This window comes from Paraburkholderia sp. SIMBA_053 (genome assembly GCF_046534895.1).
In the GTDB taxonomy this organism is placed as follows: Bacteria; Pseudomonadota; Gammaproteobacteria; order Burkholderiales; family Burkholderiaceae; genus Paraburkholderia; species Paraburkholderia caledonica.
Map to the genome: position 1 here is coordinate 984901 of NZ_JAWRXU010000001.1, position 13992 is coordinate 998892.

Consider the following 13992-nt stretch of genomic DNA (forward strand, 5'->3'; position numbering starts at 1 on the left):
GCGCAGCAGTACTTCCGCGATTCAACGATGTCAACGGCGCGGACCAAAACAAGCAGACGTGCGGCCCGTTGTTAGCTTCCTGCTACAGGCAGTAACCCGTCAGGTCCGCCGTCGCGCTGTGTTGCGCTGAGAAGGTACCCTCCAGCCGGAGAAGCAGAATGGATAGACGAAAGAGCATCCGTACCGTTGGGTTCGTGTACGGCGGCTATGTGTTGAGATATCTGTACCTCATCATCGTCGTACCTTTTTACAGCAGGACGCTCGGCGTTGACGGATACAGCCGCGTGCTGGCGTCCATGTCGCTGATGAGCGTGATCTGGATGCTGGTCGCCTATGGCTTCGAGCCCGTCGGCATGCGGGACATATCGAAAGCCCAAACGACCGAAGAATGTAATGAGATTCTTTCTTTGCACTTGAGCGCGCGTCTGGTGCATGCAATCGTGGGTGGGTGCGCCGGGCTCATCGCCACCATGTGCTCTCCTGTACTGTCCCAGACACCTCTAATCGGTGTGATGGCCACGCTGTTGGGAATTGTGTCCGGGGCCAACCTCGGTTGGCTTTTTCAGGGCCGTCACCAGTTTCGAACGCCCATCATCATCGAAGTCTTCGGTTTCGCGTTGAGCCTGGTTCTGGTGCTGACAATCGTAAGAGGCCCTCGCGACGCAGTATGGGTCGTCGCGAGTCTACTCATCTCAGGTGTAGCGTCCTCGGTTATTTCTTATGGGCTCGCAATCTCACAACTGGGGTGGCCACGCCTCCGATGGACAGGCACCATTTCCCTGATACGGAAATCAACGATGCTGTTCATCTACTCTTCCGCGTCGAGGGTTTTGACAGCTTCATCCACTTATCTTTTGACGCTGCTATCTACGCCCGCCCAGGTGGGCTATTTCGGCGCGGCAGAACGTTTCGCAGCATTGAGCCTTGGATTGATGGGGCCGGCGGCTCAAGTGTTCATTCCTACCATCACGCGCCAACTCGCCCACGGCGACAAGGAAGGCGCGAACCAGACAACGCGGCGCGGCGCAATGCTGCTTATCGGATACGGATTACTAGTATGTTGCGCCGCGCTTACCCTGTCCCCTCTGGTATTGCCTCTCATACTCGGTGATTCTTTCGCCCACAGCGCTCACATACTTCAAATCTTTGCTTTGATGTTCCCGTTTGCTGCATTCAACGAGTTCATCGCCGGTTACGTGTTTTTGCCGCGGAAGAAGGATCGCCTGCTTGCCACAGTCGGAATCGCATCCGCGTTCGTGAACATAATCCTCGCGCTTGTGCTCGCTCCCCACTACGGCGCCGTTGGACTCGCTTTCGCCCGGGTGATTGGTGAGACAACGCTCTCTGCAATGCTAATGGTGATCATGATTCGACTTCGACTGGTTCTCTTGATACCCGGTTGCGAGCGAGCGCTGATGTTCATCAGGAACGCGTGTGGGATCCGTGATCCGTTGACTGCGCCGAAGGACAAGTAATCAGGTTGCCGCCATCCCGCCGTTCAAGCGGCGGCTCCATTACTGGTCTCGGTGACAGAACCTCGTACAATTGGGGAATGATTCCAATTTGAGGGGTCCGCATCGCCATGCAGCCCGGTGCCAATCTGAACCTGATCGAAGTCGTTGGCTTGCTCGTCGGCGGCCTTGCTCTGTTCCTGTTCGGACTGGAACTCATGACGGGAGGGCTGAAGGCCATCGCCGGTTCTCGTTTGCAGGCGCTGCTCGGCACGCTGACGGCCAACCGGTTTCGCGGCGTGCTCGCCGGCGCGGGCATCACGGCGCTGCTAAATTCATCGACCATTACCACCGTACTCCTGGTTGGATTTGTATCCGCCGGGCTCATGACGTTGCAGCAGTCGATTCCAGTGGTCATGGGCGCCAATATCGGCTCGACGCTGACTGCGCAGATCATCGCGTTCAATATCTCGGCGATTACGCCATTCCTGCTCGCGGGCGGTTTTTTGCTGTACGGTTTCTCCAGGCGCGAACTGGTGCGCGAACTCGGCGGCGTTCTGCTTGGCCTCGGCCTGCTGTTTCTCGGCATCGAGTTCATGGGCAATGCCACGCACCCCCTGCGCAATTACGAGCCATTCATCGCTGCCATGCAGGACATGCGCAGTCCATTGGTCGGTATCGTGATTGGCGCGGTGTTTACGGCGATCGTGCAAAGCTCTGCTGCCACGCTGGCGATCGTGATTGCGCTAGGCAGCCAGGGATTGATTCCACTTGAATCCGGCATCGCGCTGATTCTGGGTGCTAACGTCGGCACATGCGGCACGGCGCTGCTGGCGTCGATTGGTAAATCAGCGGAAGCCGCACAAGTAGGTATCGTCCACCTGCTCTTCAATCTGCTCGGCGTGCTGTTACTCGCTTTCGTGATCCCGCAGTATGCGGACTTCATTCGGCAGATTTCCCCATCCGCACCCGAATTGACAGGCGCTGCCCGCCTCGCAGCAGAAACGCCGCGTCAGGCAGCTAATGCGCATACTGTGTTCAGCGTGTTCTCCACCGCCTTCCTGATATGGTTCACGGGCCCCATCGGCAAGCTTGCACAACGGCTTGCCCCGTCGAAACAAAAGGGCTGGCATGATCCAGGCGTGCCGCGCTATCTCGATGACACCTTGGTCGAAATGCCGGCGCTAGCAATTAGCCGCGTGCAGCTGGAACTGGTTTCCCTCGGCAAGCAGGTCGAGAATCTGGTCAATCGTAGTGCAACGCTCGTCGTCGACGGCAGCACGCAGACTGCCGGCACGCTGCTGGACGATGACAAAGCCGCCGATACTCTGTGCACGGCCATTCTCACGTATGTCGGCGGATTGTCGGATGCGACACATACCGGTGACGAAGGGAGGCAATTGGTAGACCTGGCGCGTATCGCAACCTGCCTCGACGCTATCCGCGAGGTTGCCACTACCAGCATGCTTGCGCTGAGCGAGCGCCGGCTCGCGCAGGGCGCCGACATTGCCCGGTTACGCAACGCCGCAACCTCGCGATTCGTCACGGCTGTGATTGAACATTTCGCGCTTGCCGTGAGGGCGATCGCGCATCCGGAAGCGGAAGTCGTGACACGCATTCTCAATGCAAAGCCCGAGATTGAAGTGTTGGCCGACACTGCGCGACAGTACATGATGTCCGAGCTTCAACTACAGAGTCAGGAAGGTGCAGTCATTTTCCGTCTGGCGAATGACATGATCGAGCATTTCAACGAGGTGGCACGGCTGTCTCGCGCCATCGTCAGAGCCAGTCAATCATTGAACGATGTGCAGATGCCCGTGCAGATGTAAGGCCTGTCTACATGCACCAGGCGATTACAGTTCCGCGGATGCCTGCGAGCCGGCGAGCGAGTTCTGCACGTTGCGCACCTCGCGCGCACCGGCAACGCTCAGTTCGCGTCGTTCCGCCACTGGCGAACCTTGCGCGCGAGAAACCAAAGCAATAACCGTCGCGGACACAAAAGAACTCAAAAACTTCCGGCGAACGATCCCAACACAATCACCACAGCCAGCGCCACCAGCGCGCCAACCACTCCGACCATCAACATATCCCGATAGCTTTGTTTATGAGTCGTACCGCATACCGACAACAGCGTTACCACAGCGCCGTTGTGCGGCAGGCTATCCAGCGTGCCCGACGACATGACTGCGACTCGATGCAGCAGCGCCGGATCGATGTGATGTTGCGCAGCCAGTTGGAGATAGGTGCCGCCGAGCGCATCGAGTGCAATGGTCAAGCCGCCCGACGCGGAGCCCGTCAGTGCCGCGAGCAGATTCGCCGCGACGGCAAGCGACACCAGTGGCCCGCCGCCGATGCCGAGTACCCACGCCCGCACCAACTCGAACGCCGGCAGTGCCGCGATTACCGCGCCGTATCCTACAAGACTACCAACACTCAAAATGGGCAATACAGAAGCATTTGCGCCCGCATCGACGCTCTCTCTCAGCGTTCCAAGCCGCGAGCCGTTCATGCTGATGAGCACCACCACGGCGAGCGCCAGCGCCACTGACACGCTCCACACGCCGCTTACAGCAGACAGCGTCGTCCCGCCCCAACGTGCTTCGGCGAGATACGACGCATCGTAATGTCGGAACACGAAGATGTTCATTGCAAAGTTTGCGCACACCACGACGACGAGCGGCGCAATCGCGATGCCGATCGGCGGCAGTCGCTCGCTGACGCGGCCGCGTTCGATTTCGGCCGGATCGAACGACTGCGAGACAGTCGCACGTTCGCGCACCAGGCTCGATTCCCGCGCACTCGGCGACGCGTCCGGCGCCTCGCCGAACCCCTCACCCGCGCGCCGTGCCGCGCCCTCCTGACGCGAAAGCCACCACAGGCCAAATCCAATCATTACAACACTCGCGATAACGCCAAGCCCTGGCGCCGCGAACGGTGTCGTGCCGAAGAACGGCATCGGTATCGCATTCTGGATCGCAGGCGTGCCCGGCAGCGCTGACATCGTAAATGTCGATGTGCCGAGCGCGATTGCAGCGGGCATCAAGCGGCGCGGAATGTTCGCCGCACGGAACAGCGCCTGCGCCATCGGCGCCAGCACAAAGAAAGCGACGAAAAGGCTCACGCCGCCATACGTCACAACCGCACCGCCGATTACTACGGCGAGGATTGCGCGGCGCGGTCCAAGCTTGTCGGTCATGAACTGTGCGATCGCATTGACCGAACCGCTGTCTTCCATCAACTTGCCGAACAGTGCGCCGAGCAGGAACAATGGAAAGAACTGCGCCAGAAAACGCGCGGCGCTCGACATGAAGGTCTGTGTCCAGTGCGCGAGCACGGGCTCGCCCGACACCAGGGCGGCCAGCATCGCTGCAATCGGCGCGAGCAGCAGTACGCTCCAGCCGCGATATGCGAACCAGATCAACAACCCGAGGCTCACCAACATACCCACGAGCCCGAGGCCCAGCGCAGTGGACGACAACACGGGATCGCTCATTGGATCATTCCTTCGAGGAGCCCATCCAGGTCGAGTGACGAACGCTCGCCGAGCGCACCGCCATGTTCGTCGAGAAACACCTGCGCGGCGCGTCGCCCTTCGTCGCGCAGCATAGTGAGAAAGCGCCATTCGGCATTGAGTTTCGACGAATAGCCAAGCGACGTCATGACCGGACTCGCGATCCGGTGCATACGCATGGTTGCCCAACGGCGGCCTTCGTCGCTGCCCGGGTCGGCGACTTTGTGCAGCAGTGCGATCATGCGCAACTCCTTCAGCAAGGGCGCGTTGAATGCGACCTCGTTGAGCCGGCTGATGATGTCGCGTGCCGAACGCGGCACGTCAGGACGTTCGACGGGATTAACCTGCACTAACAAGGTATCTGTCGAATCCGTTTCACGGATGAGCGGCGTGATTGTCGGATTGCCTGCGTAGCCGCCGTCCCAGTACTCTTCGCCGTCGATATTCACGGCTTTGAACATTGTCGGCAGGCACGCCGATGCAAGAAGCACATCGGGATTCAGATCAGCATTGCGAAAGACGCGGCCCTGACCGGTACGCACATGCGTCGCCGTAACAAAAAGCTTTATACGCGAGGCGCGTACCGAGTCGAAATCGATAGTCTTTGCCAGAATGTTGCGCAGCGGATTGAACGAGGTCGGATTGAGATCGTACGGCGAAACGAGCCGCGAGATGGTTTCCATCGCAAGAAAGAGTGGGGAATGATCGAGCGTCCAGCGGCCGGTGAGCCTGTCGAGCGCACTACGTTGGAAGGGACTGAAAATGGCCGCATCCGACACTTGCCGCCAGAAGTGTTCGAGCGCCTTGCGCGCGCCGGCCGGGCCGTCATGCTCGAAGCCGCTGACAAGCACCGCTGCGTTCATTGCCCCCGCCGACGTACCCGATACACCGTCGATCTGCAACCGGGATTCTTCGAGCATTCGGTCAAGGACGCCCCACGTGAAGGCTCCATGCGAGCCACCGCCCTGCAGCGCGAAATCGACGAGCAGCGGGCCGTCGTGATCTGATGGGCGAGGAGCGACGTGCAGATCGGTCATCGTGTTTCCGGATGGACGAGGCACGGGAAAGGTTATACGACCAATTGTCTAATTGCAAAGTATCCAATAAGCGCTCCGTTTCAAATGCGGGCGCGCGCTGGCACATTGAAAACCAAAACGAATTTTCCAGGTAGCGCGCATATTCACTCATAGCGAGCAGCCATGGTTTTCTGATTCCAGATGGCATTCAAGCGTCAGGTATGCACAGGTAAATATCAAACCTTATGGGAATCTTAAGCACAGTACCGCCTACCTGGGAAAACGATAAGGACAACTGCTTACGGGAATGCATAAGCTATAGCAACGTCTACTATCTCTTCCGGCGCGCCGTTGAGATAGGTCCACTCCAACGACGATGATGGGAGGTGTACGATGCCGAAGCACCTGTTGGCGAATGCATTGGTGGCGTGTGCGGCTATTGCGATTGCGGGTTGTGGCGGGGACGAACTCAGCATTAGCGGCCCGCACCATGTATCGGACATCGCGGTCCCCAACATCAAGGCAGGCGTAAACTTCTCATTCGACATCGGCGTCGTCTCGGGTAGCCGATACTATTTCACCGACAGGAATAACGCATCTCTGGATCAGATCGACATACCGTCGAAGACCTTCGTCAAAGCCATTCAGGGAAGCGGGCCTCTCGCGTTCACCGGGCTTGGCCCCGGGCCGAATTCGCAGGCGGGTCCGGACGGCGCGACGGCTGTCGGCAACTTTATCTACGTGGGCGACGTGAACTCTGTGAAGGTGGTTGATCCCGCTGTTGGCGCCGTGACGAACAAAATCACGGTTAGCACGACGGGCGTTCGCGCAGATGAAGGTTGTCTGGATCCCACGCATGGCATCTTTATGATCTCCAGCCCGGAAGAGACGCCCCCGTTCGCCACCTTCATCAACACGTCCACGCAGACCGTCGTCGCCAAGGTGACGTTCACGGATCTCTCAGGCAAGCCCACCGCGGGCCTCGAAGCGTGCCGGTACGACGCCGCCAGCGACAACTTCTACGTGAACGTTGACGGCAGCACAGCGAATCCTCACGGCGAACTGGTGAAATTGCCGGGAGCGTCCATTCGAGCAATTCCGACCGGTGGCAGTCAAAACTACACGTCGCTTGCGGGCGTAGCGATGTACCCGGAAGGCAATTGCGATCCCACAGGGCTGGCACTGGGCCCCGGCAACGATATTGCGGTCGGGTGTCGCGAAGGTACGACTGGCGCTCCGTTGCTCATGCAGATCTTCAACCGTTCGAGCGGTGCACTCGTGGCCTCCCTGAACGCCGGCGGCGGCGATCAGCTTGAATATGATGCGCCCACCAATCGCTACTACAACGCAGCGAGCCGGTGGACGTCTTCTGGCAATGCGTCGACGAACGGCGCCTGCTCGGCCGCGTCGCCATGCACGCCCGTGTTGACCATCGTCGACGCGGGCAGTCGCAGTGTCGTCGCCCGTCTTAACACGGGCAATAACGCGCATTCGGTTGCAATCGACCCGGCGACCGGGCTCATTTTCGTTCCATATTCTTCCGCGACATCGCCGGCGGGATGTCCGGGTTGCGCGGCAAACGGGTTCGTCAACGGCGGGGTGTCGGTATTCGCCGCCAGATGAGGCGCGGCAGTGCTGCGGGCTTCCCTTGCGCGGCATCTGAAGGCGGGGTAGCGTGCTCAAGGTGGTCGCGGGTCGTCGCAATCGCCCTTCTGGATGTGCGCAGCGACCCAGACGGGCTTGGCGTCAGGGTGGTTCGCGAAGGCCGGAGCGAGTAAACAAACGATACTGTGTCGCCCCCGCGCCAACTACACGTTGGCGGTCACGTCGTACTCGAAGAAATTGGCGCGCAATACGGCTCTATTCGAGTAATCTCGGCAGACGTACACGCAATGAAAACGCTGGCGCCACTATTAGGATCAAGTTCAAAAAGCAATAGGTTGTCGTCTGTCCTCGTGAAGCAAACGTCACCTACGGAGTTATCTTGAACGAAAGCGTCCATAGATACGTCTGCGATCTTTACCTCAAGTAGGGTCAGCGTAATGACGCAGTCTGGTCCACGTGCAACCCAGTTTGGGTCATCCTGGCCCCAATGTCGCAATTCGATTGCGACATCTACCTCTCGGGCATCACGTTTTCCGTACCCCATCTTGATAGACAGCACATGTGCATCGTGGAAAGCCGGCCAGTATCCGAATAGCTTCTTGAGCAAGATGGAGTTGCCTACCTCGCCCCACCCATAGTCATCTACTTCACACATTATTTGGCCCCATTCCGCAACGGTGTTTGCACCCGTCGAATCATCAAGATTGCGATCGTCATGACGACCTTCTGACAAGGGCGGCGACAGCATTGATCGCGCGCCAACGCCCAAATCAAAATCCATTTTCAAGGGATCGGACAAAGCGGAAGCCCTTCGTCGCGGTCAAAATTCGGCCCGGCGTTATGACCGTGCGGCCTCATCCCATCGTGAGAATGGTCACCATGATACTGAGCCGACAAGTCACCATTCGAATCGTAGTAATTCACGTTGGGTTTGAAAGGATGAACGATAAACCCGCCATGCGGCCCACCCGTAACGGGCATGAGTTTGGACTCACCAAACGGATCCGTGAACTGAACCGGATCCCCATCTACATAAGCATACGCATTCGTCTGCGCACTCGCGTAACCGATTGGGTCTTCACTGATGAATCGCGCTGCGCCTGGACTGTAATACCGATTCCGGTAGTAATACAACCCGGTCCCGTCATTCTCCCGTCCTGTGTACTGCTGCATGTTCGGATCGGCCAGCCCCGTCTGCATCGTCGCACCATACGGCTCATAGCTATATTGCGTCTGAATTTGCTGCGCGCATCCGCCAACGCGAGCACATTGTCGGCGCCCCGGCTTCCTTCCCGACAAATCCGCAGACCGGATTCCAGAAACCCTGACAAAAAATACTGTACAAACGTACAGTCCCGGTAAAATACCCGTCAAACGCATGTACCTTCGTCCGCACGCTCCTTTCTGAAGTGCGGACGAGCGCCCCTTAGGCCCGGGCGGCACCACCGAACGCCACTATCGAGCAAACACGGCATGCCAGATGAACGGCGCATAGCCCACATCGACATGGACGCATTCTTTGCGTCTTGTGAACTGTCGCAGTATCCAGAACTACGAGGCAAGGCCATGGTGGTCGCCGGTCGTCGCACGGACGCGCCGCGAACCAACCCGGACGGCACACGCGAATTTTCGCGCTTACGCGACTACGTAGGCAGAGGCGTCTTGACGACCGCCACCTACGAAGCGCGCGCGTTCGGAGTTCACTCCGGCATGCCCACCATGAAGGCCGCCCGGCTAGCGCCGGATGCGATTATCCTTCCGGTGAACTTCGACCTCTACCGAACGTATTCGCGACTGTTCAAAGATGCAGTGCGGTCGGTCACTTCGAGCATAGAAGACGTCGGTATCGACGAAGTGTACGCAGACGTCTCGCTCACGAGCGGCAGTTCAGAGGAAGTAGCGCGCAAGCTGAAGTCGGCGGTGTTGGAAGCAACGAATCTCACGTGCTCCGTGGGAATCGCACCCAACAAGCTGCTTGCAAAGCTGTGCTCCGATATGCAAAAACCCGACGGCATCACGATCCTGAAGTTCGAAGACGTGCAGTCCAGGATCTGGCCAATGGCCGCGAATAAGATCAACGGTATTGGCCCCAAGGCCAGCGCGAAACTTGCGTCGTTGGGAATAACGACCATCGGCGGAATCGCTAAGCGCGACGAGTCCTGGCTCATAGAGCACTTCGGCCGAAGCTACGGTGCATGGCTTCGCAGAGTGTCCCACGGTCTTGACGAGAGGCCCGTGGTGACATACAGCGAACCGGTCTCGATGAGCCGCGAGACCACATTCGAACGGGACCTTCATGCCGTACGGCATCGGCAGGAACTGGGCGCCGCATTCACCCGTCTGTGCGAACAGGTGGCAGCCGATCTGCAGAGAAAAGGCTATCTGGCGAAGAAGATCGGCATCAAGCTTCGCTTCAACGACTTCAAAACAGTCACGCGCGACATCACGCTTCCCGAACCCATTGCCAATGCGGAAGCGTTGCGTCGCGCGGCAACCGACTGCCTGAAGAGAGTGGAGCTCGTTAAATCCATCAGGCTGCTCGGAGTCAAGGCCGGCAACCTGCAACCCGCCGGACAGGTTCCGCGTGACGAGCCGGCTCAGTTCACGCTTGATTTCTAGTTCGTGCGTTCAGTTGCATGCAGCGTGACACGGCGCGCCGAAGCGGTGGCAACCCGTTCAGGCGGACTTTCCTTTTACCAGTGACGAATATGAAGCCGGTGCCGGTGCCGGTGCCGGTGGCGTGTTTGCGTTCGCCGGACCATTTCCGACAACATTCCCCGGCAGTTTCGCCGCATTCGAACGTACTGACAGCGTGATGCTGTCCGCAAGCGAAGCAGCAATCGAAAATGCAAACGTATTGACGCCGTTCGCGCTTTGCACCGACACGCTGCCGCCATGCATCTCCGCAATCGCCTTAACGATTGCGAGACCCAGGCCGTGATTCTCGCGGCTATTGGTCCGCGACGCTTCAGCACGATAAAACCGGTCGAACAGATGTTCGAGCACGCCGGGCTCGATCGGCTCGCCGGGATTGGCAACTTCAATGCGCACCTGTTGCCCGTCCCGCACAATGCGCACGTTGATCTGCGCACCGGGCTGGCAATGCTGGATCGCGTTCATCAACAGATTCGTGCAGGCGCGACCGAACAGCGAGCGGTTCACATGCGCTGCGGCGTCGCCATGCAAGCGCGCATGCACGCGAGCTTCTTCAAGTGGAATTTCCAGAAACTCCAGCGTGTGCGCAACTTCAGCCGCGAGCGATACTTCTACCAGGCCCGTTGCGCGCTCGCCCTGATCGGCTCGCGCGAGGAACAGCATGTCGTTGATGATCGCGCGCATGCGTTCGAATTCCTCGAGATTCGACTGCAGCGTATGACGCAAATCGTCCACGGAGCGGTTGCGTGTCAACGCCACTTCCGTCTGCCCGATCAGGATCGTGACAGGTGTACGCAATTCGTGCGCGACGTCCGCATTGAACGATTCGAGGCGGCAGTACGCACCGTCGAGGCGTTCAAGCGCGCCGTTAAAAGAATTAGCAAGGTCATTCAATTCATGCGGCAACGACGTGGTATTCAGCCGTTGCGAGCGATTGTTCGGACTGACGGCGGACGCGTCGCGGGTGAGACGCGTCAACGGTGCGAGGCCGATGCGCGTCACCGAATAACTGAGCAGCAGCACCGCGAGGCTGCCAAGCGCCGACAGCGCCGCAAGCGCGAAACCGAACACGCGCATCGTGCGAATGTTCGGCGAATAGCTCGATGCAACCTGCAACTGCATGGGGGGCCGCGTCGAATAGCCGGGAATGGACACCGTAGTGGTGAGCATGTCTTCACCGCCACCCACCGGCCTCACGCGCGCGTAGCCGCCGGGCCAGGTCTTCACGGTCGAACCCTCGATGGGCTTGCCATAGTTGTAGGACGGCTCGATGCTCGTTACCGCATATACGGTGCTGCGGTCATGAGGCGTCATGTCGGTGAGCTTCTCGCGCGACATGCGCCATTTTTCAGGAGTCAGCCCGTGATTGCAGATGAGCCGCGCGATCTGGGCACGGTCGTCGAGCGACTCGCGCAAGTGGTTCTCGAGTTGCGAGCGCAACACCGCAAACAGCCCCGCGCCGACGAGCGTAAATACGAACAGCGCGACGAGCGCGAACATCAGTGCGAGGCGCCGTGCTATTGAACGGTTCATAGCTGTTCCGCCTCTTCGCGCACTTCGAGTACATAGCCCATGCCGCGCACGGTATGCAGCAGTTTGGAAGAAAACGGGCCGTCGAGCTTCGCGCGCAATCGCTTGATCGCCGTTTCCACGACGTTAGTATGACTATCGAAGTTGACATCCCAGACGAGTTCAGTGATCGCGGTCTTCGACAGAATATCGCCTTGCCTGCGGGCCAAAACGCTTAGCAACTGGAATTCTTTCGCGGTGAGATCGAGACGCACGCCCTCTCGCGTCGCGCGCCTTCCGATCAGGTCGACGAACAGATCGCCGACTGAAATGAGCGTGGATTCCTGCGAGCGCGTACGGCGCGCCAACGCGTGCAAACGCTCGACGAGTTCGAGGAATGAGAATGGCTTGGTCAGATAGTCGTCGGCGCCTTCGCGCAGACCGCGCACGCGGTCGTTCACATGATCGCGTGCCGTCAGCATGATGACAGGCGTCGACTTGCGCATGCGCAGCGCCTTCAGCACGCTGAAGCCGTCGCGTTTCGGCAGCATGACGTCGAGCACGATCACGTCGTAATCGAACTCGGTGGCCAGATGCATGCCCTCTTCGCCATCGAGCGCGACGTCCACGACCCAGCCCTGCTCTGTCAAGCCGGAGCGCAGGTAGTCCACCACCTTGTGCTCGTCTTCAACAATCAGCAATTTCATGCGCGTCCCCTAGTGTCTGCATTATACGAAACGCCTCGTATTGCTTCCCGTGCACTATGCCGCCTCACTGCGCAGCTGCACGCGTCTGGACGGGCCCGGCGCCCTCCGGCTGCACGTCCTGTTGTCCAACCCTCGATTCGCCGCTCGCCGGTCCCGTGCTCGCGTCCCAGCCGCCGCCCAGCGCCTTGACGAGCGAGACCGAAAGCGTCATCTGCTGGCCGCGAATCTGCGCGTCCTGACGCTTGCTGTTGAGCAACGACTGCTGTGCGGTGATGACATCCAGATACGCAACGAGGCCGCCCGAATAACGGTCGTTGGCAAGCGCAAGCAGACGTTGCGAATCGGCGACCGCTTGCTCCGATTGCTTCGCCGCGCCGTCGAGCACGGCGAGACCCGTAATGCCGTCCTGCACCTGCTGGAATGCGTTGAGCACCGTTTGCCGATAGTCGGCCTCGGTCGCTTTATAACCTTCGCTTGCGAACTGCACGTTGGCCGCGCGCCGCCCGCCGTCGAACAGAACCTGGCTCGCTGCCGCCCCGAGCGTCCACATCAACGTGGGCGCGCTCAGCAAGCTCGCGAACTGCGTGCTTTCCCAGCCGATGCCCGGCGTCAGCGTGAGGCTCGGAAAAAACGCCGCCTTGGCAACGCCGATCTGCGCATTGGCCGCTGCCATTGCGCGCTCAGCCGAGGCAATGTCGGGCCGCCGTTGCAAAACGTCGCTCGGCACGCCGAGCGCAATCGCCGGCACCTGGAAGTTCAGTACCTTCGGTTCGATTGCGAATTGAGGCGCGGGCACGCCGACGAGCGCCGCGAGCGCGTGCTCGAACTGCGCGCGCTGGTTCAGCAGCAACTGCGCCTGTACCCGTGTCGTGTCGAGCAGCGACTTTTGCTGCAAGACGTCGAGCCCCGACACGGCGCCGAGCTCATGTTCGGAGTTCACATAATCGAGTGCTTTCTGCTGCAGCGTGACCGATTGGTTCAGCACGTCGATTTCGGTGTCGAGCTCTCGCAATGAGAAGTAGTCGCTCGCCACCTCGGTTGTGAGCACGAGCCGCGCGTTGGCGAGGTCGTCTGCAGATTGCTCGGCGGACGCCGTCGCGCCTTCCACCTGGCGGCGTATGCGGCCAAAGAGATCGGTGTCGTAGCTGATCGTGGGACCGATCTGCAGATTGTTCTGCACCGTCGACGTGGTCGGCACGCCGTAGTTCGTGCGCGGTCTGTCGCGAGAAATCCGGAAGCGTGACGCCGTTGCGGCGAGGTCCACTTCGGGAACCTGCTGCGCACGCGTATTCGCTAGCGTCGCCTTCGCCTGAGCATAGTGCGCGCTCGCGGCCACCAGCGTCTGATTCTGTGCGAGTGCCTGCGTTTCCAGCGTGGCGAGCGTGGAGTCGCGATAGACGTTCCACCAGTCAGGGTCCATCGGCGCATGCGACGGAGCCGCGACACGCCAGTACGAATCGGTCTTCCATTCGGGCGGCACCTCTGCCTGCGGCCGCTTGTAATCCGGACCGACCGTGCACGCGGCGAGCATGGCCGCA

General features: G+C 59.7%; 11 protein-coding genes. 4 read left to right on the forward strand and 7 right to left on the reverse strand.

All coding sequences use genetic code 11. The annotated features are described in order from the left end of the window. The first annotated feature begins 158 nt into the window (after positions 1 to 158). A complete protein-coding gene (locus SB753_RS04495; protein WP_410799176.1) occupies positions 159 to 1475 on the forward strand; it encodes an oligosaccharide flippase family protein in 1317 nt (438 codons plus the stop codon). A gap of 107 nt (positions 1476 to 1582) precedes the next feature. Next, complete coding sequence (locus tag SB753_RS04500) at positions 1583 to 3280, forward strand: Na/Pi cotransporter family protein (RefSeq protein WP_410799178.1); 1698 nt, start codon at positions 1583 to 1585, stop codon at positions 3278 to 3280. Between the two features lie 176 nt (positions 3281 to 3456). On the opposite strand, the gene SB753_RS04505 is transcribed toward SB753_RS04500, so the two are convergent. Together SB753_RS04505 and SB753_RS04510 are read right to left on the reverse strand one after the other, a co-directional pair. Next, positions 3457 to 4944: a GntP family permease gene (locus SB753_RS04505; protein ID WP_410799180.1), complete on the reverse strand. Its 1488-nt coding sequence runs from the start codon at positions 4942 to 4944 to the stop codon at positions 3457 to 3459. Then, complete coding sequence (locus SB753_RS04510) at positions 4941 to 5999, reverse strand: patatin-like phospholipase family protein (RefSeq protein WP_410799182.1); 1059 nt, start codon at positions 5997 to 5999, stop codon at positions 4941 to 4943. Before SB753_RS04510 ends, SB753_RS04505 begins: the two co-directional genes overlap by 4 nt. A 372-nt stretch (positions 6000 to 6371) precedes the next feature. Between SB753_RS04510 and SB753_RS04515 the strand changes: the two genes are divergently transcribed. After that, positions 6372 to 7601 carry a YncE family protein gene (locus SB753_RS04515; RefSeq protein ID WP_410799184.1) on the forward strand — a complete coding sequence of 410 codons (1230 nt, stop codon included), beginning with the start codon at positions 6372 to 6374 and terminating at the stop codon, positions 7599 to 7601. 199 nt (positions 7602 to 7800) lie between these two features. Here SB753_RS04515 and SB753_RS04520 read toward each other — a convergent pair whose 3' ends face one another. Further along, positions 7801 to 8364, reverse strand: a complete 564-nt coding sequence (locus SB753_RS04520) for an Imm50 family immunity protein (RefSeq protein WP_410799617.1) — start codon at positions 8362 to 8364, stop codon at positions 7801 to 7803. A 2-nt stretch (positions 8365 to 8366) separates the two neighbouring features. Then, on the reverse strand, positions 8367 to 8783 hold the full coding sequence (locus SB753_RS04525) for an RHS repeat-associated core domain-containing protein (protein WP_410799186.1): 417 nt from the start codon (positions 8781 to 8783) through the stop codon (positions 8367 to 8369). Positions 8784 to 9056: 273 nt separating this feature from the next. On the opposite strand from SB753_RS04525, the gene dinB reads away from it, so the two are divergent. Then, a complete protein-coding gene (gene dinB / locus SB753_RS04530; protein ID WP_410799187.1) occupies positions 9057 to 10202 on the forward strand; it encodes a DNA polymerase IV in 1146 nt (381 codons plus the stop codon). A gap of 57 nt (positions 10203 to 10259) precedes the next feature. Here dinB and SB753_RS04535 read toward each other — a convergent pair whose 3' ends face one another. The 3 genes from SB753_RS04535 to SB753_RS04545 form a co-directional block, all read right to left on the reverse strand. After that, positions 10260 to 11771, reverse strand: coding sequence for a heavy metal sensor histidine kinase (locus tag SB753_RS04535; protein WP_410799189.1), 1512 nt, complete (start codon positions 11769 to 11771; stop codon positions 10260 to 10262). Continuing rightward, positions 11768 to 12454: a heavy metal response regulator transcription factor gene (locus SB753_RS04540; RefSeq protein WP_087753479.1), complete on the reverse strand. Its 687-nt coding sequence runs from the start codon at positions 12452 to 12454 to the stop codon at positions 11768 to 11770. Before SB753_RS04540 ends, SB753_RS04535 begins: the two co-directional genes overlap by 4 nt. A 64-nt stretch (positions 12455 to 12518) precedes the next feature. Next, the gene (locus SB753_RS04545; protein WP_310352023.1) at positions 12519 to 13985 is read right to left on the reverse strand and encodes an efflux transporter outer membrane subunit; all 1467 of its coding nucleotides are present in this window, start codon (positions 13983 to 13985) and stop codon (positions 12519 to 12521) included. Positions 13986 to 13992 lie beyond the last annotated feature (7 nt).